Consider the following 18,442-nt stretch of genomic DNA (forward strand, 5'->3'; position numbering starts at 1 on the left):
CCAACCTAGGCCAGGACGTCCGCCAGGGCGGCGACGTCGCCGATCACCACGACGGCCGGGTTGCCGACGCCGCGCTCCCGGGCGAGGTCCGCGATGGTCGCGAGGGTCCCGACGGTCGTCCGCTGCCCGGGCAGGGTGCCGTTCTCGACGATCGCGACCGGTGTGCCCGGGTCCTTCCCGTGCGTCAGGAGCGCCCGGGCGTGCGACGGCAGCTGCGCGACGCCCATGAGCAGCACCAGGGTGCCGTCGAGGCGCGCGAGCAGCTCCCAGTCGGGTGCCGCGTCGTGCGCGGAGAGGATCGTGAGCTGGCGGGCGAGGCCGCGGTGCGTGACGGGGATCCCGGCGGCCGCGGGCACGGCCAGCGCGCTCGTCACCCCGGGGACCACCTCGACGGGGACACCCGCGGACACGCACGCGAGCACCTCCTCACCGCCGCGGCCCAGCACGAACGGGTCGCCGCCCTTGAGCCGCACCACGCGGTGACCGGCCTGGGCGCGCTCGACCAGCACCGCGTTGATCTCGGTCTGCGTCAGGGTGTGGGCGTGCGGGGACTTGCCGGCCTCGATGACCTCGACCGCCGGGTCCAGCTCCGCCAGCAGCGCGCGCGGCGCCAGCCGGTCGACCACGACCACGTCGGCCTCGGCCAGCGCCCGGCGGCCCCGGGTTGTGATGAGACCGGGGTCGCCGGGTCCACCACCGACGAGGGTCACGCGACCGGTGCCCGGTCGGTGGTGGCGCAGGGGGAGGGCGCCGGTGTCCAGCAGCAGGGCGACGGCGTTGCGCAGCGCGACGGCGCGACGCGGGTCACCGCCGGTGCCGACCGCCACCGTGACGTCGCCGGACCTCGTGACGGCCGGCGTCCAGGCGCTCGACGCGCTCGCGTCGTCGGCCCGCACGCACCACAGCCGCAACGCCTCCGCGTCGGCCGCGACCGCGTCGTCGACGGACCGCTCACCGGTCGCGGTGTGGACGAGCCAGGCGCCGTCGAGGTCGGTGGTCAGGTAGTCGCGCGCCCGCCAGGTCACGCGGCCGGCCGCGGCGTGGTCGGCCAGGTCCTCGCACAGCGCGGGCGCCACGACGAGGACGTCGGCGCCGTCCTCGACCAGCCGGGTGGCGCGGCGGGCCGCGACCGGGCCGCCGCCCACGACGACGACCCGGCGGCCGGAGACGTCGAGGAAGAGCGCGTGCTGCGGCGTGGTCATATGCCGGCCCCGGCGAACCAGTCGTCGTCGTCGGTCGATGTCGGCGCGAGCCGGTCGAGCAGGGTGGCGCCGATCATCCCGGCGGCCAGCGTGGTGCCGTCGGTGGGATCGACCAGCAGGAAGCCGCCGGTGCGCCGGTGCGTCGCGTACTCGTCGAGGACGATCGGCTCGGCCAGCCGGATCTTGACCCGGCCGATCGCGTTGAGCGTCAGGGCACGCGGCGGGATGTCCGAGGAGGTGTCGGTGGCGTCGACCGCGTGCAGGGTGTCGACCCCGTCCCAGGCCTCGACCGTGAGCGTGTCGACGTCGAGCCGGGCGTTGACCTCGCGCAGCAGCGCCCGGACCGTACGGGTGCCGACCCGGACCAGGAGCCGCGCGCCGAGCACGCTCCGCTTCTCGGCAAGCCAGCAGACGGTGCCCTCCAGGTCGGAGCCCACCTCGACGGTCGCCGCCGCCGGGACCAGGACGTCGCCACGGGCCACGTCGACGTCGTCGGCGAGCCGCAGGGTGACCGACTGCGGCGCGTGCGCCTCGGTCAGGGGGCCGTCGAACGTGTCGATGCCGACGACGGTGCTCCGCTTGCCCGACGGCAGGACGGTGACCTCGTCGCCGACGGACACCACGCCCGACGCCACGCGTCCCGCGTAGCCGCGGTAGTCGGGGTGCTCGGCGGTACGGGGACGGATCACGACCTGCACGGGGAACCGGAACGGCTCCGAGAGCGCGTCGCGGCCCACCGGCACCGACTCGAGGTGCTCCAGCAGCGTCGGGCCGTCGTACCAGGGCGTCCTCATGGACCGGTCGACGACGTTGTCCCCGGCGAGCGCCGAGAGCGGGACGGCCGTGACGTCCGTGATGCCGAGGCTGAGCGCGTACGCGGTGAACTCGTCGGCGATCGCGGTGAACGTGACCTCGTCGAAGTCGACCAGGTCCATCTTGTTCACGGCGAGCACCACGTGCGGGACGCGCAGCAGCGCGGTGATCGTGGCGTGGCGGCGCGTCTGCTCGAGGACCCCCTTGCGGGCGTCGACGAGCACGATGGCCAGCTCGGCCGTGGACGCCCCGGTCACCATGTTGCGCGTGTACTGCACGTGCCCCGGCGTGTCGGCGAGCACGAACGCGCGCGTGGCGGTCGAGAAGTAGCGGTACGCCACGTCGATCGTGATGCCCTGCTCGCGCTCGGCCCGCAGACCGTCGGTGAGCAGCGCGAGGTCCACGTCGCCGCCGCCGCGCGCCAGCGTCGCCGCCTCGACGGCGCTGAGCTGGTCGGCCAGCACCGACTTGGTGTCGTAGAGCAGCCGGCCGATCAGCGTGCTCTTGCCGTCGTCGACGGACCCGGCGGTGGCCAGGCGCAGGAGGTCCCGCGTCGCGTGCTCGGTCACCGTGATGGTCTCCTCGATCGTCCCTGCGGCTGTCGTCAGAACCGTGCTCATCAGAAGTAGCCCTCGCGCTTGCGGTCCTCCATGGCGGCCTCCGACGCGCGGTCGTCGGCGCGGGTGGCGCCCCGCTCGGTGAGCCGGCTGGCGCCGACCTCGGCGATGACCTCGGGGACCGTGGCCGCCGTCGACTCGACCGCACCCGTGCAGCTCATGTCGCCGACCGTGCGGTAGCGGACCGTGCGCACCTCGAGCGCCTCGCCGGCCCTCGGGCCGCCCCAGCCGCCGGGCGCCAGCCACATGCCGTCGCGCAGGAAGACCTCGCGCTGGTGCGAGTAGTAGATCGCCGGGAGCTCGATCTCCTCCCGCTCGATGTAGCGCCACACGTCTAGCTCGGTCCAGTTGGACAGCGGGAAGACGCGCACGTGCTCGCCGGGCTTGTGGCGGCCGTTGTAGAGGTCCCACAGCTCGGGCCGCTGCCGGCGCGGGTCCCACTGGCCGAACTCGTCGCGCAGCGAGAACACCCGCTCCTTGGCGCGGGCCTTCTCCTCGTCGCGACGGCCGCCGCCGAACACCGCGTCGAACCTGTTCGCCGTGATGCCGTCGAGCAGCGGGACGGTCTGCAGGGGGTTGCGGGAGCCGTCCGGACGCTCGGTCACGCGGCCGTCGTCGATGGCGTCCTGCACGCTGGCCACCACGAGCCGCAGCCCGTGCTCGGCCACGACGCGGTCGCGGTACTCGATGACCTCGGGGAAGTTGTGCCCGGTGTCGACGTGCATGAGCGCGAACGGCACGGGGGCAGGCCAGAACGCCTTGCGCGCGAGGTGCAGCATGACGATCGAGTCCTTGCCGCCGCTGAACAGCAGCACCGGGCGCTCGAACTCGCCGGCCACCTCGCGCATGACGTGGATGCCCTCGGACTCCAGGGCGTCCAGCTGAGTGAGCGGCGGCGCCGCGGGCAGAGTGGTCATGTGTGCAACCCGCATTCGATCTTGGAGGTACCCGACCAGCGACCCGCGCGCGGGTCCTCGCCGGGGGCGACGGCCCGCGTGCAGGGCGCGCAGCCGATGGACGCGTAGCCCGCCTGGCGCAGCGGGTTCAGCACCACGTGGTGCTCGGCGACGTAGGCGTCCACGTCGTCCTGCGTCCACGCCGCCAGCGGGTTGAGCTTGACCTTGTCGCGCTTGGCGTCCCAGCCGACGACGGTGATGTCGGTGCGCGTCGGGGCGTCCTCGCGGCGCATCCCCGTGACCCACGCGGCGTACGGCGCGAGGCCGCGCTCGAGCGGCTCGACCTTGCGCAGCGCGCAGCACAGGTTGGGGTCGCGGTCGTGCAGCCTCGCGCCGTGCTCGGCGTCCTGCTCCGCGACGGTGCGCAGCGGCAGGATCGTGCGCAGCGAGATGTTCGTGAAGTCGGCGTAGTAGTCGCGGGTGCCCAGCGTCTCGGCGAAGTGGTAGCCGGTGTCGAGGAAGATGACGTCGATGCCTGGCGCGGCCTCGGCGGCGATGTGCACCAGCACCTCGTCGCCCATGGAGGACGCCAGCACCAGGTCGGAGCCGAACGTCCCGACGGCCCACCGCAGGATCTCGGCCGGGTGAGCACCCTCGAGGTCGCGGCCCGCCTGCTCCGCGAGCTCGCGCAGGTCGGCTGTGGTGAGGGCGCCGGTCATGAGCGCGCCGCCAGACCGATGAACCGCAGGCCGAACGCCCGCGTGCACGAGCGGCACTCCCACTCGCCGTGCTTCTCCCCGGCGGGCCAGAGGTCCTCGCTGGCGCAGAACGGGCAGTAGTAGGGGACTGCCCGCTCGCCCGACGTCCCGCTCATCGCAGGTCCTCCTCGTCCGCCCGCTGGGTCCACTGCGCGAACAGCTCGCCCTCGAGGCGCTGCTCGTCGAACTTGCGCGTCACGCGCTCGATGTAGTCGGGGAGCTCCTCGGCCGGGACGCGCAGGCCGCGCAGCGTCTTGCCGAGCCCGCTGGTCAGGCCGAGGCCGCCGCCGAGGTGCACCTGGTAGCCGTCCTCGCCGCCCGCCAGCGCTCCCTTGAGGCCGATGTCGGCTGTCTGGATGCGCGCGCACGAGTTGGGGCAGCCGTTGAGGTTGATGGTGATCGGCTGGTCGAACGTGGGCAGCCGGTCCTCCAGCTCGCCGATCAGGTGCGTGGCCCGGGCCTTGGTCTCGACGATCGCGAGCTTGCAGAACTCGATCCCGGTGCACGCCATGGTGCCGCGGCGGAACGTGCTCGCGGCCCGGACCGGCAGGCCCAGCGCCTCGAGGCCCTCGACCAGCGGGTCCACCTTGTCCGGAGCGACGTCGAGCACGACGATCTTCTGCTCGACCGTCAGCCGGACCTTGTCGGAACCCGCGGCCTCCACGAGGTCGGCCAGCTGCTGGAGGAGCTCACCCGAGATGCGGCCGACCGTGGGCGCCATGCCGACGTAGAAGCTCCCGTCGTTCTGCGGGTGCACCCCAACGTGGTCGCGACGGCCGCCGGGCGGCGGGGGAGGCTCGGGGCCGTCCACCAGCGCGTAGCCGAGGTACTCGCCCTCCAGCACCTGCCGGAACACCTCGGGTCCCCAGTCGGCGACCAAGAACTTCAGGCGCGCGCGGGTGCGCAGCCGGCGGTAGCCGTAGTCGCGGAAGATGCTCACGACGCCGACCCACACGTCCGGGACCTGCTCGAGGGTGACGAACGCGCCCAGGCGGACGCCGAGCTTCGGGTTGGTGGACAGGCCGCCACCCACCCACACGTCGAAGCCCGGGCCGAGCTCGGGGTGCACCACGCCGACGAACGCGACGTCGTTGATCTCGTGCGCGACGTCGTGGTGCGGGGAGCCGCTGATGGCGGTCTTGAACTTGCGGGGGAGGTTCGAGAAGCGGGGGTCGCCGATGTAGTTGTCGACGATCGCGCGCACGGCGGGGGTGCCGTCGATGATCTCGTCGGCCGCGACGCCCGCGACGGGGGAACCGAGGACGACGCGCGGGCAGTCGCCGCACGCCTCCTGGGTGCTCAGCCCGACGGCCTCGAGCCGGCGCCAGATCTCCGGGACGTCCTCGACGCGGATCCAGTGCAGCTGGATGTTCTGCCGGTCGGTGACGTCCGCGGTGCCGCGGCCGAACTCGACGGAGATGTCCGCGACGGTGCGCAGCTGCTGCAGGCTCAGCGCCCCGCCGTCGCACCGGACCCGCAGCATGAAGAACTCGTCGTCCAGCTCGTGCGGCTCGAGGGTCGCGGTCTTGCCGCCGTCGATGCCGGGCTTGCGCTGCGTGTAGAGCCCCCACCAGCGCATCCGCCCGCGCAGGTCCTCCGGCGCGATGCTGGCGAAGCCCTCACGGGAGTAGACGTCCTCGATCCGCTGCCGGACGTTGAGGGCGTCGTCCTGCTGCTTGAACAGCTCGTTGCCGTTCAGCGGCTCCAGCTGGCCGAAGGCCCACTGGCCTTCGGCGCGAGCTGCGGGCGGGGCGATCCTGGTCTGCGCCATAGGGGCGATATCTCCGGGAGAACATGGACGTGCGCCTGCACCCACCGCTGGGGGAGCGGTTCATCGGACGCAGACCGCGCGCCCGGGGGGGACGAGGGGCGGGGTCAGTTGCTCCGCGGACAGCAGCACACGCACAGGTCCGCAGCGACGGTGCTCGTGCAGACGCACGTACACGGCCACGAGAGGCGGAACCCGGGGGCGATCACTCGACGAGGTTGTCACGGTGGGCCGTGACATGGGAGAGGGCGTCCGGATCATGAGATGTCCCGGCCGACATGTGGGACAAGCGTCCATGAGGCGGCGAACAGCCGGGTTCGAGGCCTCCGTGATCGCGACGTAGGCTGCTCGATCGTGACCTCTCCGGACCCCTCGGGCGGCGCCCCCAGCCTCACGCGACGCCGGCCCGTCGTGCCGCCCGAGCGGCTCCTCGCCGAGCTGGTCCCGCCCCGGCACTTCGCCGACGAGTCCTTCGCCACCTACCGGCCCGACCCCGCGCACCCGTCGCAGGCCGCGGTCGTGACCCGGCTGTCGGCCGCCGCCGAGCAGATCCGGCGCGGGGGACAGCGCTCCTTCTGGAGGCGCGGCAAGGCCGACCCGGTCGCGGTGTACCTCGACGGCGGCTTCGGCGTCGGCAAGACCCACCTGCTGACCTCGCTCGCCCGCGCGGTCGGTGTCGAGGACGCCGCCTACGGCACCTTCGTCGAGTACACCAACCTGGTCGGCGCCCTCGGCTTCCTGCCGACCGTCGAGGCCCTGGCCACCCGCCGGCTGGTCTGCATCGACGAGTTCGAGCTGGACGACCCCGGTGACACCGTCCTCATGTCCCGCCTGCTGCGCGAGCTCGCCGACCGCGGCGTCGCGCTCGCCGCGACGTCGAACACGCTGCCCGGGTCGCTGGGCGAGGGTCGCTTCGCCGCCGAGGACTTCCTGCGCGAGATCCAGGCGCTCGCCGCGCGGTTCGAGGTCCTGCGCGTGGACGGCGACGACTACCGGCACCGGTCGGTGGTCACCGACGGCGACGGGCTCGACGACGCCGAGGTCCGCGCCGCCGCCGGCCGACGGGCCGACGCCACCCTCGACGACTTCGGCGACCTGCTCGCGCACCTCGCGACCGTCCACCCGAGCCGCTACGGCGCCCTCCTCGACGGCGTCGGGCTCGTCGCGCTGACCGGTGTGCACGCCGTCCCGACGCAGGACGTCGCGCTGCGGCTGGTCGTCCTCGTCGACCGCCTCTACGACCGGGACGTGCCGGTGCTGCTGGGCGGTGCGGGGGAGAAGGGCCTGTTCCCGCCGGACATGCTGGCCGGCGGCTACCGCAAGAAGTACTACCGGGCGCTGTCCCGGCTGGGCTCGCTCGCCGCGGACGGGGCCGCGCTCGTCGGCTGACCCGTCAGGCCAGGACGACCACGGAGCGCGGCGGCGTCACGACGACCGCGCCGTCGGCGGTCGGCTCGATCGTCGCGGGGTCCCACGCGGCCACCACGTCGACCGGGCCGTCGGTGCGCACCGGCACGGAGGCCTGTTCGCCGGAGAGGTTGACGACGACCCGGGCGGACCCGCGGTGCAGCACCAGCCAGCCGTCCCACGGGGCGTCGTCCTCGGACGCACCGCCCCACACGACGTCGGTGGCCGCCAGGTCACCCGCCGCGAGGTCGGGCACGGAGCGCCGGACGGCGATCAGGGACCGGTACCAGTCCCGCAGCCGGGCGTGCGCCGGGTCGTCCATCTCGTGACGGGTGAGGACGCTCCGGCGGAACGTCTCCGGGTCCTGCGGGTCCGGCACCTCGACGTGGCCGCCGTACAGGACGTCCCAGGCGTGGCCCCCGAACTCGCGGCGCCGGCCGTCGCGCACCGCGGCGGCGAGGTCGGGGTCCGGGTGGTCGGTGAAGTACATCCAGGGCGTCCGTGTGCCCCACTCCTCGCCCATGAAGAGCATCGGCGAGAACGGGGACAGGAGCACCAGCGCAGCGGTCGCGGCGAGGCCCCCGGCGTCGAGCCGGGCCGACGGGCGGTCGCCCAGCGCGCGGTTGCCCACCTGGTCGTGGGTGGAGCCGGCTGCGACGAACCGGTGGCCGTCGGTCCCGGGGGGCACCGGCCGCCCCCAGTCCTTGCCGCGGAACGTCGAGTGCTCGCCGTCGTGGACGAACGCGCCGGTCAGCGCCTTGCGCAGCACCTGCGGTGAGCCGAAGTCCACGTAGTAGCCGTGGCGTTCCCCCGTGACGAGCGCGTGGACGGCGTGGTGCACGTCGTCGTCCCACTGGGCGGTCATGCCCCAGCCGCCCTCGGCCGTCGGGGTGACCGAGACGACGTCGTTGAGGTCGGACTCGGCCACGAGCGACAGCGGGCGTCCCAGCTCCGCGGACAGGGCGGCCACCTCGTCGGACAGCTGCGACAGCAGGTGCCCCTCCGAGAAGTCGATCAGCGCGTGCACGGCGTCCAGGCGCAGGGCGTCGACGTGGAAGTCGCGGAACCAGCGCAGCGCGCTGTCGCACACCCAGCGGCGGACCTCCTCGGACCCGGGCCCGTCCAGGTTGATCGCGGAGCCCCACGGCGTCTGGTGCGCGTCGGTGAAGTACGGGCCGAACTCGCCCAGGTAGTTGCCGGACGGCCCCATGTGGTTGTGCACCACGTCGAGACACACGCCCAGCCCGCGGGCGTGGGCGGCGTCGACGAAGGCCTGCAGCGCGGCCGGACCGCCGTACGGCTCGTGCACCGCGAACGTCCCGACGCCGTCGTAGCCCCAGCCGTGCACGCCGCTGAAGGGCGCCACCGGCATGAGCTCGACGAGGTCGATCCCGAGGGAGACGAGCTCGTCGAGGTGCTCGATCGCGGAGGTCAGCGTGCCCTCGTCGCTGAACGTGCCGACGTGCAGCTCGTACGTCACGTGCCCGCGCACGTCGACACCCGACCAGCCGTCGTCGGACCACGCGAACGTGCCCGGGTCGTAGACGCGGCTGGGTCCGTGCACGTCCTGCGGCTGCCACGCGCTGCGCGGGTCCGGCCGCGGCGGGCCGCCGTCGACCGCGAAGGCGTAGTCGGTCCCGTGCGGGAGGTCGGCGTCGCCGACCCACCACTCGCCGTCGGCCGTCAGGGGCACGTGCTCGTCCCCGAGGACCAGGTCGACGCGGGCGGCGGTCGGCGCCCAGACGCGAGGGAGCATGTCAGCCCTCCGATCGGACGAGCAGGGCGACGGGGAGCCGGTCGAGCAACGGGCCGACGTCGACGACCCCTCCCGTCACCGGACGGTCGGTGAGGACGTCGTGCCAGTCGCCCTCGGGCAGAGCGACGGTGTGGTCGGCCCAGCCGCCGAGCCGGTCGACGGCCGCCGCCAGCCGCGTGGCGACGACCGCCACGCGCGGCTCGCCGGCCACCGTGCGGGCGTAGGTCAGCGAGTGCCCCGAGGAGTGGGCCAGCGGCAAGAACCCGGTGTCGGGACCGACGAACGCCTCCGGAAGGGACCGGCGCAGGCGCAGCGTGCGCGACGTGACCAGGAGCTTCTCGTCGGCCAGGTCGCGCGGGCCGGCACCGTCGTCCAGGCGCGCCAGGCGGGCGACCAACGGTTCCAGCGGGACCGGCCGGCGGTTGTCCGGGTCGACGAGGACCGGGTTCGGCACCTCGGTGCCCTGGTACACGTCCGGGATGCCGGGCAGCGTCAGCTGCACCAGCTTGGTGCCGAGCGTCGCCGCACGGACGGCTGCCCGTGTCCGCGTCTCCCAGCCGCCGAGCAGCGCGGCGACCGTCGGGTCGACCAGGGCCTGACGGGCGGCGTCGAGCACCGCGCGCTCGTACGGCTCGTCGGGGGCCGTCCACGTGGTCCTGCTCTTGGCCTCGCGGATCGCCTTCGTCAGGTACTCGACGAGCCGGTCCTCGGCGATCGGCCCCTCGTCGGTCCAGGTGCCCGCCAGCGTCTGCCAGAGCAGGTACTCCGTGCGACCGTCGAGGAGCGCGCTGCGGTACGGCGCGGAGGCCGCACGCAGGTCGTCGACGAGGTCCGACCACTCGCGCGGGAGCTCGCTGAGCACCCCGAGCCGCGCCCGGGTGTCCTCGCCGCGCTTGGTGTCGTGCGTCGACAGGGTCGTCATGCCCAGGGGGGCCGAGACCTGCATCTGTGCCGCCCACGCCGACAGGTCGGTCGGGGTGAGCGCGAACTGCTCGGGGGAGCCGCCCACCTCGCAGAGGCTCGTCAGGTGGGTCCAGCGGTAGAACGTCGTGTCCTCGACGCCCTTGGCCATCACCGCGCCGCACGTCTGCTGGAACCGCACGACGAGCTCGTCGCGGCGCGCGCCCCGGGTGCGCCCGGCGCTGCCCACCTCGCGGCCGAGCAGCAGGTCCACGACGACGTCCATGGTCTCGCTGCGCTCGGGGGACAGCCGGGTACGCGCGTGGGACGCGGCGGTGGTCATGACCTCGAGCGACTCCGGGTGCACGGGCTCGCCGGGCACGACGTACGCGCGGTAGCGGTCGAACGCGACGAGCAGCTCGATCAGGCAGTCCTCGAGCGCGCGCCAGGTGTGGTCGCGCAGCCGCAGGTCCTCACGGCAGATGTCGGCCGCCAGGGCGGTCAGCCGGTGCACCTCCGCGTACAACGGACCGTCGACGATCTCCCTCTTGGCCCGCTCCGCCATCGCCGGGAACGCGTCGGACGTGTCGCCCGTGAGCCGGTGCATGACCGCGCCGAGGACCGCGGCGCCGCCGGGGTCGACGAACGTCTCCTGGATGCGCCACAGCGCCTCGTAGCCCGTGCTGCCCGCGGTCTCCCAGTCGGGCGGGAGCGTCTCGTCGCCCTCGAGGATCTTCTCGACGACCACCCACGCGCCGCCGCTCGCCTCGCGCAGCCGCGCCAGGTAGCCCGCCGGGTCGGCCAGGCCGTCGGGGTGGTCGATGCGCAGTCCGTCGATCGTGCCGTCCGCCAGCAGCGACAGCACGAGCGCGTGCGTGGCGTCGAACACGGCCGGGTCCTCGACGCGGATGGCGAGCAGCGTCCCCACGTCGAAGAACCGCCGGTAGTTGAGCTCCTCGTCGGCCACCCGCCAGTACGCGAGCCGGTAGTGCTGCCGCTCGACGAGCTCCGCGAGGGGCAGCGCCTCTGTCCCCGGCCGGACGGGGAACACGTGGTCGTAGTAGCGCAGGACCGTGCGCACGCCCTCGCCGGGGATCTCGACCTCGTCCAGCGCCAGCTCGTCCCGGCCCAGCACCGCGCCGATCCGGTCGCCGAGCACGGGCATGAGCACCGCGCCGTCGCCGGCGGACCAGTCGACGTCGAACCAGTCGGCGTACGGCGAGTCGGGACCCTCGGCGAGCACCGACCACAGCGCCCGGTTGTGCCACACCGGCGTCGGCACGGCCATGTGGTTGGGCACGATGTCGAGCACCAGACCGAGGCCCGCGTCGTGCGCCGTCGTCGCCAGGCGCCGCAGCGCCGGCAGCCCGCCGAGCTCGGGGGAGACCTCGTCGTGGTCGACGACGTCGTACCCGTGCGTCGAGCCGGGTGCGGCACGCAGGATCGGCGACAGGTACAGGTGCGTGACGCCCAGCGACGCCAGGTACGGCACGCGCTCCGCCGCGTCGTCGAGCGTCAGGTCCGCACCCAGCTGCAGCCGGTAGGTCGAGCCCGGCACCGGCTTGCCCGGGGTGGGCAGCCGGCGGGTGGGCGTGGGACGGAGCTCGCTCATGCGCTCGGGCGGGGCCGGGTCGTGCGTCGCTTCGGCTTCAGGTCGGCTGCCCCCGGCGACTCCGCGAGCCGCTTGGCCTGCTTGGCCGCCTCGCGGGACGCCTCGGCGACCGCTCCGATCCCGGACGACGTGGCCGACGGGCTCAGCGGCGGCCGCGTGAAGACGATGATCGACTTCTCGCGAAGCTCCAGCTGCGTCCCGGCGTCGACGGCGGTCCCCGACTCGATCTGCGAGTCCGTATCCACGACCGCGGTCCAGACGGTGCCGTACTCGGCGGCCGGGAGCGTGAACGTGGCGGGGTCGGGCTGCCCGTTGAACAGCACCAGGAAGCTGTCGTCGACGATCTCCTGGCCGCGCAGGTCCGGCTCCGCGATGGCGTCGCCGTTCAGGAACACCTGCACCGCACGCGCCTGGTCGGCGCCCCAGGCGTCGTCGCGCATGTGGTGGCCGTCGGGCGAGAGCCACGCGATGTCGAGCAGGTCGGACTCGCCGCCGTGCTCGGGGGAGCCGGCGAAGAACCGACGGCGACGGAACACCGGGTGGTCCTGCCGCAGCCGGACGATGCGACGCGTGAACTCGAGCAGGTCGGTCTTGTCCTGGTCGAGGTCCCAGTCGATCCAGGAGATCGGGCCGTCCTGGCAGTAGACGTTGTTGTTGCCCTGCTGCGTGCGTCCCAGCTCGTCGCCGTGGGCGATCATCGGAACGCCCTGGGACAGCAGCAGGGTGGCCAGGAAGTTGCGCCGCTGCCGCGCACGGAGCGCGTTGATGCCCGGGTCGTCCGTCGGGCCCTCCGCGCCGCAGTTCCACGACCGGTTGTGGCTCTCGCCGTCGTTGTTGTCCTCGCCGTTGGCCTCGTTGTGCTTCTCGTTGTACGACACGAGGTCGTTGAGCGTGAAGCCGTCGTGCGCGGTGAAGAAGTTCACGCTCGCGATCGGCCGCCGGCCGGTGTGCTCGTAGAGGTCGGAGGAACCCGACAGGCGGCTCGCGAACTCCCCGAGGGTCGACGGCTCGCCGCGCCAGAAGTCGCGGACCGTGTCGCGGTACTTGCCGTTCCACTCCGACCACAGGGGCGGGAACCCGCCGACCTGGTAGCCGCCGTCGCCGACGTCCCACGGCTCGGCGATGAGCTTGACCTGCGAGACGACCGGGTCCTGGTGCACCAGGTCGAAGAACGCGGACAGCCGGTCGACCTCGTGGAACTGGCGGGCCAGCGTCGCCGCCAGGTCGAACCGGAAGCCGTCCACGTGCATCTCGGTGACCCAGTACCGCAGCGAGTCCATGATCAGCTGCAGCACGTGCGGCGAGCGCATGAGCAGCGAGTTGCCCGTGCCCGTCGTGTCGAAGTAGTGCGCCTGGTCCTCGTCGACGAGCCGGTAGTAGTTGGCGTTGTCGATGCCGCGGAAGCTCAGCGTCGGGCCCAGGTGGTTGCCCTCGGCGGTGTGGTTGTAGACCACGTCGAGGATGACCTCGATGTCCGCCTGGTGCAGCGCCTTGACCATGGCCTTGAACTCCTGCACCTGCTGACCCGACGACGCGAACGCCGAGAAGCCGTTGTGCGGCGCGAAGAACCCGATCGTGTTGTAGCCCCAGTAGTTGGACAGGCCCTTCTCGACGAGCGACGGGTCGTTGACGAACTGGTGCACGGGCATGAGCTCGACCGCCGTCACGCCCAGCGACGTCAGGTGCTCGATGACCGCCGGGTGCGCCAGGCCGGAGTACGTCCCGCGCAGCTCGTCGGGGACGGCGGGGTGCTGCATCGTCAGGCCGCGCACGTGCGCCTCGTAGATGACCGACTCGTGGTATTCGTGCTGCGGCGGGCGGTCGTGGCCCCAGTCGAAGTACGGGTTGATGACGACGGCCGTCATGGTGTGCGCCGCCGAGTCGTCGTCGTTGCGCTCGTCGGGGGCGTCGAACTTGTACGAGTACAGCGACGGGTCGCCGTCGATCTGCCCGTCGATGGCCTTCGCGTACGGGTCGAGGAGCAGCTTGTTCGGGTTGCAGCGCAGCCCCTGCGCCGGGTCGTACGGACCGTGCACGCGGTAGCCGTAGCGCTGTCCCGGGGAGATCGCCGGCAGGTAGCCGTGCCAGACGAAGGCGTCCACCTCGGGGAGGTCGACCCTCGTCTCGGTGCCGTCGTCGGCGATCAGGCAGAGCTCGACTCGTTCGGCCACCTCGGAGAACAGGGCGAAGTTCGTCCCGGTCCCGTCGTAGGTGGCGCCCAGGGGGTAGGGGCGTCCCGGCCACATCAGCATGCGCCCAGGGTGCCAGGCGAGCGTCCATCCGGCGCGGGGGAGGGAGGAGTCCGGACGTGTACTTCGCCACACTCCGCCCCCGCACGGCCATTGCGCCCGGGCCCGCGACCTGCTGCGCTGGCCTCTCGGCGGGTCGGCGGACGACGGCAGGGGAGTGACGTGAGCGGTCAGGTCGTGGTCGTGGGTGCCGGGCTGGCGGGAGCGAAGACGGTCGAGGGGCTGCGGGAGCGGGGGTACGACGGTCGGGTCGTGCTGCTCGGGACCGAGACGGAACGCCCCTACGAACGTCCTCCGCTGTCCAAGGGCTACCTGCAGGGCAGCGACGAGCGCGACGCGGCGTTCGTGCACCCGGCGTCCTGGTACGCCGAGCACGACGTGGACCTGCGGCTCGGGACGACGGTGCGGTCGATCGACCTCGCTGCGCGCGACGTCGTCGACGCCTCCGGGACCCGCACGCGCTGGGACCACCTCGTGCTCGCGACCGGCTCGGAGCCGCGCCGGCTCGACGTGCCCGGCGCGGGTCTCGACGGCGTCGTGCACCTGCGCACCCTGGACGACAGCGACCGCCTGCGCGCCGCGCTGACGACGGGCCGGCGCGTGGTCGTGGTGGGAGGCGGCTGGATCGGGCTGGAGGTCGCCGCGGCGGCTCGCGCGGCCGGGTGCGAGGTCAGCGTGCTGGTCCGCGACCCGCTGCCGCTGCTCGCCGTGCTCGGCCCGGAGCTCGCGGCCATGTTCGCCGACCTGCACCGGGAGAACGGGGTCGACCTGCGGACGCGGACGGAGATCTCGGAGATCGTCGCCGCGGGCGACGGGACGCACGTCGGGGCGGTCGAGCTGGCCGACGGCACGCTGGTCGACGCCGACCTGGTCGTCGTGGGCATCGGGGCCGCGCCCCGGGTGGACCTGGCGAAGGCGGCCGGGCTGCACGTGGAGAACGGCGTCGTCGTCGACGCGCACCTGCGGTCGTCGAACCCGCACGTGCTGGCCGTCGGCGACATCGCCCGGGCGGCGCACCCGCTGCTGGGCACCCACCTGCGCGTCGAGCACTGGGCCAACGCGCTGAACCAGCCCACGACGGCCGCGGCGACCGTCGTGGGCGCGGACGAGCCGTACGACCGGCTGCCGTACTTCTTCACCGACCAGTTCGACCTCGGCATGGAGTACGTCGGGCACGTCGGGACGCACGGGTACGACGAGGTGGTCGTGCGCGGCGACCTGCAGGCGCGCGAGCTCGTCGCGTTCTGGCGTCGCGAGGGCCGGGTGCTGGCCGCGATGAACGTCAACGTCTGGGACGTGGTCGACGACGTCCAGGCGCTGATCCGGTCCGGCGCGGCGGTCGACCACGACCGGCTGGCCGACCCGGACGTGCCCCTGGGTGACCTGCTCTAGGGCGCCACCGTCCGGTCCACCGCGCGGCGGACCACCTCGTCGTCGTCGGCGCCCTCGGCCCGCCAGCCCAGCTGCTGGATCGCGCCGTTGCCGCGCCGCAGCACGGTGGCGACCTGGCGCTCGACCCACTCGAGGTCACCGGCCTCGGCCAGCGCGGGCCGCACGTGGTCGACCAGCTGCGCGACGACCTCGGCCGCGGGCAAGGGCTTGCCCGTCAGCGGGCTGACCAGGTCGCCGGAGATCCCGGACCGGGCGGCGCGCCACGTCGCCGCCCGCAGCAGCTCGGTGCGCGGCTGGGCCATCGGCTCGCCCATGGCCGCCTCGGCGAGCCCGCGCACGAGTGCCGCCTGCAGGGCCGCGTCGTCGGGGTCGAGGCACACGTCCGCCACGCGCACCTCGACCGTCGGGTAGCGCGACGAGAGGCGGGCGTCGAAGTACACCATCCCCTCGTCGAGGATCGCCCCGGTGCTCAGCAGCCCGTCGATGACCGCCCGGTACCCGGCCGCGTCGCCGAACGGCGCGGTCGGTCCGGCCGTCGGCCAGCGCCCCCAGACCTGGGACCGGTACGACGCGTAGCCGGTCGAGGTGCCCTGCCAGGACGGGCTGTTGCCGGACAGGGCCAGCAGGACCGCGTTCCACGGCCGGAGGTGGTCCAGGATGCGTACGCCCTCCTCCTCGTCGGCGATGGAGACGTGGACGTGGCACCCGCAGGTGAGCTGGTCGCGGGCCGTCGCCCCGAACTCCGCCCGGATGGCGTAGGCACGGCGGTCCGGCAGGACGGTCGACTCGACGACCTGCGGTGCGGCGGCGAGCGCCGCGATCCGCGCACCCGCCTTGCGCGCGACCGTGTCGGTCCGGGCCCGGCCGGCGCGGATCTCGGCCGCCAGCTCCGCGAGGTCGGTGCGCGGGGGCGTGGACGTCTCGATCTGCTCCTGCTTGAACTCTTTCTCCAGGTCGCCCCCCGGCTCGTCGGTCGGGGGGTGGAGCACCGCCGACGCGTGCCGGAGCACGGTCGCCGCGACAGGCTCCGGCCGCCCTTCCGGCGTGACCAGCAGGAACTCCTCCTCGACACCCAGGGTTCGCATCGGAACAGTGTGGAGGCGCGGACGGCAGCGCGCTCGGCGGCGGGCGACCGTCACGTGCCCCGCCCGGGACCCGCTACTGTCCAGCCCGTGACCGTGCTCGTGACCGGGGGAGCCGGCTACATCGGTGCCCACGTGGTCCGTCTGCTGCAGTCCGCGGGTCGCGAGGTGCTCGTCGCCGACGACCTCAGCACCGGCTCCGCCGACCGGGTCCCCGGTGCCACGCTGGTCCGGCTGGACCTGGCGGACCCGTCCAGCGTCGTCCCGCTCACCGACGCGTGCCGCGCGCACGGCGTCACCGCGGTGATCCACCTGGCGGCGCGCAAGCGGGTCGACGAGTCGGTGGCCCGACCGCTGTGGTACCTGACGCAGAACGTGGGCGGGCTGGCCAACGTCCTGCGCGGGGTCCGCGCCGCCGACGTGAGCACGATGATCTTCTCGTCGTCGGCCGCCGTGTACGGGTCCTGCGGCGGAGCGCCGGTGAGCGAGGACGACGCCACGCGGCCCGTGAACCCGTACGGGCGCAGCAAGCTGGCCGGGGAGATGCTGGTCCGGGACGTCGTCCGGTCGAGCGACCTGCGCGCGGTGTCGTTGCGCTACTTCAACGTCGCCGGCGCCGGCTGGCCGGAGCTCGGGGACACCGGCGTGACGAACCTCGTCACCCAGACGCTCGACCGCCTGACCCGTGGCGAACGACCCGAGGTGTACGGCACCGACTACGCGACGCCGGACGGCAGCGGGGTGCGCGACTACCTGCACGTCGTGGACCTGGCCCAGGCGCATCTCGCCGTGCTGGACCGGCTCGAGGCCGGCCACCTGCCGCGGGACGTCTACAACGTCGGGACGGGGCACGGCGCGTCCGTGCTCGAGGTGCTGGCGCTGCTGGGCCGGGTCAGCGGCCTGGACGCCGCACCCGAGATCGGACCGCGCCGCGCGGGTGACCCGGCGTCGGTCGTCGCGGCCGTGGACCGTATCCGCGCCGAGGTCGGCTGGCGGGCCCGGCACGGCGTGCCCGAGGTGCTGTCCAGCGCCTGGGCGGCCTGGAGCGCTGCACACCCCTAGGCGTGCGCGGCCCTCGGGTCCGACGAGCCGAGCTCGGCCTGGGCCGACGGCGGTGACCCGAACCGTGCCACGACGAGCGCGCCCGCCAGGACGAGCGCGAAGGCGGCGACGGACGCTGCTCCCGCTCCGGCGGCCGGGCGGTCGCCGGCCAGCAGGATGCCCAGGCCGGCGCCGACGACGGTCTCCGTGCCGACCATGAGGGCGGTCACCGCCACCACCCCGGCGCGGCGCAGCGCCAGCGCGGAGACGGCCAGCCCGAGCCCGCCGCACAGGCCGGCGCACCAGGCCACGGGATCGGTGAGCACGCGCACGGGGTCGGAGACGTCGACCGTGTGCGCGCCGAGCGCGAGCACCCCGAACGCGGCGCCCGCCAGGGTGGCCAGGAGGAGGCCGCGCCAGGGCGTGGGCGGGCCGAGCGCGAGGGTGGCGGCCAGCGCCGCGATCGTCACCGTCGCGCCCACCACGACCCACGGCGTGCCCGCCGCCGGCGTGATCGTGGTCTGCGGTGCCACGGCGAGCGCGAGCACGACGAGCCCGACGGCGATGCTGCCGAGCCCCAGCCAGTCCGTCCAGCGCAGCCGGGCGCCGAGCACGACCACGGACAGGACCGCGGCGACGGCGAGGCTGGACGCGCGACCCGCCTGCACGGCGAACACGGGCAGCGTCCGGAGCGCGACGAACGACAGCGCGAAGCCGAGCGCGACCAGGCCGAGCGCGAGCAGGTAGAGAGGGCTGCGGGCGAGGCCGCCGACCAGGGCGGCGTCGAGCCGCACGTCCGCGGGGAGCCGTCGTGCGGCGACGGCCTGGAGCACGATCGCGGTGCCCGAGCAGAGCGCTGCCACCCCGACGCACACGAGCGCGAGCCCCACCGCCGACCCCCTGTCGTCCCGTCACGCGTGCCGGTCGCACGCGACGTGCCCGAGGCACC

General features: G+C 73.7%; 14 protein-coding genes. 3 read left to right on the forward strand and 11 right to left on the reverse strand.

The annotated features are described in order from the left end of the window. Positions 1 to 5 precede the first annotated feature (5 nt). The 6 genes from cobA to CXY01_RS01525 are packed head-to-tail and all read right to left on the reverse strand — an operon-like array spanning position 6 to position 6,057. The gene (gene cobA, locus CXY01_RS01505; RefSeq protein WP_146925286.1) at positions 6 to 1,202 is read right to left on the reverse strand and encodes a uroporphyrinogen-III C-methyltransferase; all 1,197 of its coding nucleotides are present in this window, start codon (positions 1,200 to 1,202) and stop codon (positions 6 to 8) included. Beyond that, on the reverse strand, positions 1,199 to 2,635 hold the full coding sequence (locus CXY01_RS01510; RefSeq protein WP_146925287.1) for a sulfate adenylyltransferase subunit 1: 1,437 nt from the start codon (positions 2,633 to 2,635) through the stop codon (positions 1,199 to 1,201). Before CXY01_RS01510 ends, cobA begins: the two co-directional genes overlap by 4 nt. Continuing rightward, on the reverse strand, positions 2,635 to 3,549 hold the full coding sequence (gene cysD / locus CXY01_RS01515; RefSeq protein WP_246124921.1) for a sulfate adenylyltransferase subunit CysD: 915 nt from the start codon (positions 3,547 to 3,549) through the stop codon (positions 2,635 to 2,637). Before cysD ends, CXY01_RS01510 begins: the two co-directional genes overlap by 1 nt. Beyond that, positions 3,546 to 4,247, reverse strand: coding sequence for a phosphoadenylyl-sulfate reductase (locus CXY01_RS01520; protein ID WP_146925289.1), 702 nt, complete (start codon positions 4,245 to 4,247; stop codon positions 3,546 to 3,548). Before CXY01_RS01520 ends, cysD begins: the two co-directional genes overlap by 4 nt. After that, positions 4,244 to 4,402: a hypothetical protein gene (locus tag CXY01_RS20755; RefSeq protein ID WP_186813253.1), complete on the reverse strand. Its 159-nt coding sequence runs from the start codon at positions 4,400 to 4,402 to the stop codon at positions 4,244 to 4,246. Before CXY01_RS20755 ends, CXY01_RS01520 begins: the two co-directional genes overlap by 4 nt. Further along, positions 4,399 to 6,057, reverse strand: coding sequence for a nitrite/sulfite reductase (locus tag CXY01_RS01525; RefSeq protein ID WP_146925290.1), 1,659 nt, complete (start codon positions 6,055 to 6,057; stop codon positions 4,399 to 4,401). Before CXY01_RS01525 ends, CXY01_RS20755 begins: the two co-directional genes overlap by 4 nt. 351 nt (positions 6,058 to 6,408) lie before the next feature. Here CXY01_RS01525 and zapE point away from each other — a divergent pair, with 351 nt between their 5' ends. Then, the gene (zapE, locus tag CXY01_RS01530; RefSeq protein WP_246124923.1) at positions 6,409 to 7,443 is read left to right on the forward strand and encodes a cell division protein ZapE; all 1,035 of its coding nucleotides are present in this window, start codon (positions 6,409 to 6,411) and stop codon (positions 7,441 to 7,443) included. A 4-nt stretch (positions 7,444 to 7,447) separates the two neighbouring features. On the opposite strand, the gene treZ is transcribed toward zapE, so the two are convergent. Genes treZ through glgX form a run of 3 tightly spaced genes read right to left on the reverse strand, consistent with a single transcriptional unit; the run spans position 7,448 to position 13,981 of the window. Further along, a complete protein-coding gene (gene treZ, locus CXY01_RS01535; RefSeq protein ID WP_146925292.1) occupies positions 7,448 to 9,217 on the reverse strand; it encodes a malto-oligosyltrehalose trehalohydrolase in 1,770 nt (589 codons plus the stop codon). 1 nt (position 9,218) lies between these two features. Then, the gene (gene treY / locus CXY01_RS01540; RefSeq protein WP_146925293.1) at positions 9,219 to 11,729 is read right to left on the reverse strand and encodes a malto-oligosyltrehalose synthase; all 2,511 of its coding nucleotides are present in this window, start codon (positions 11,727 to 11,729) and stop codon (positions 9,219 to 9,221) included. After that, the gene (glgX, locus tag CXY01_RS01545) at positions 11,726 to 13,981 is read right to left on the reverse strand and encodes a glycogen debranching protein GlgX (protein ID WP_146925294.1); all 2,256 of its coding nucleotides are present in this window, start codon (positions 13,979 to 13,981) and stop codon (positions 11,726 to 11,728) included. The genes treY and glgX overlap by 4 nt, the downstream gene beginning before the upstream one ends. 159 nt (positions 13,982 to 14,140) lie before the next feature. On the opposite strand from glgX, the gene CXY01_RS01550 reads away from it, so the two are divergent. After that, positions 14,141 to 15,370, forward strand: coding sequence for an NAD(P)/FAD-dependent oxidoreductase (locus CXY01_RS01550; RefSeq protein WP_146925295.1), 1,230 nt, complete (start codon positions 14,141 to 14,143; stop codon positions 15,368 to 15,370). Here the strand turns inward: CXY01_RS01550 and CXY01_RS01555 are convergent. Beyond that, on the reverse strand, positions 15,367 to 16,455 hold the full coding sequence (locus tag CXY01_RS01555) for a carboxylate-amine ligase (RefSeq protein WP_246124925.1): 1,089 nt from the start codon (positions 16,453 to 16,455) through the stop codon (positions 15,367 to 15,369). The genes CXY01_RS01550 and CXY01_RS01555 overlap by 4 nt on opposite strands. Positions 16,456 to 16,542: 87 nt before the next feature. Between CXY01_RS01555 and galE the strand changes: the two genes are divergently transcribed. Beyond that, positions 16,543 to 17,514 (forward strand): UDP-glucose 4-epimerase GalE, encoded by a 972-nt coding sequence (gene galE / locus CXY01_RS01560; RefSeq protein WP_146925296.1) that lies wholly within the window; start codon positions 16,543 to 16,545, stop codon positions 17,512 to 17,514. On the opposite strand, the gene CXY01_RS01565 is transcribed toward galE, so the two are convergent. Next, positions 17,511 to 18,383 (reverse strand): hypothetical protein, encoded by an 873-nt coding sequence (locus tag CXY01_RS01565; protein ID WP_146925297.1) that lies wholly within the window; start codon positions 18,381 to 18,383, stop codon positions 17,511 to 17,513. The genes galE and CXY01_RS01565 overlap by 4 nt on opposite strands. Between the last annotated feature and the right edge of the window lie 59 nt (positions 18,384 to 18,442).

It is taken from the genome of Cellulomonas xylanilytica, from assembly GCF_007989805.1.
In the GTDB taxonomy this organism is placed as follows: Bacteria; Actinomycetota; Actinomycetes; order Actinomycetales; family Cellulomonadaceae; genus Cellulomonas; species Cellulomonas xylanilytica.

Coding starts and splice junctions, on each gene's coding strand:
- treZ (WP_146925292.1), bottom strand. CDS start 9,217: ATGCTCCCTCGCGTCTGGGCGCCGACCGCCGCCCGCGTCGACCTGGTC.
- CXY01_RS01520 (WP_146925289.1), bottom strand. CDS start 4,247: ATGACCGGCGCCCTCACCACAGCCGACCTGCGCGAGCTCGCGGAGCAG.
- cobA (WP_146925286.1), bottom strand. CDS start 1,202: ATGACCACGCCGCAGCACGCGCTCTTCCTCGACGTCTCCGGCCGCCGG.
- cysD (WP_246124921.1), bottom strand. CDS start 3,549: ATGACCACTCTGCCCGCGGCGCCGCCGCTCACTCAGCTGGACGCCCTG.
- treY (WP_146925293.1), bottom strand. CDS start 11,729: ATGAGCGAGCTCCGTCCCACGCCCACCCGCCGGCTGCCCACCCCGGGC.
- CXY01_RS01510 (WP_146925287.1), bottom strand. CDS start 2,635: ATGAGCACGGTTCTGACGACAGCCGCAGGGACGATCGAGGAGACCATC.
- CXY01_RS01555 (WP_246124925.1), bottom strand. CDS start 16,455: ATGCGAACCCTGGGTGTCGAGGAGGAGTTCCTGCTGGTCACGCCGGAA.
- CXY01_RS20755 (WP_186813253.1), bottom strand. CDS start 4,402: ATGAGCGGGACGTCGGGCGAGCGGGCAGTCCCCTACTACTGCCCGTTC.
- glgX (WP_146925294.1), bottom strand. CDS start 13,981: ATGCTGATGTGGCCGGGACGCCCCTACCCCCTGGGCGCCACCTACGAC.
- CXY01_RS01525 (WP_146925290.1), bottom strand. CDS start 6,057: ATGGCGCAGACCAGGATCGCCCCGCCCGCAGCTCGCGCCGAAGGCCAG.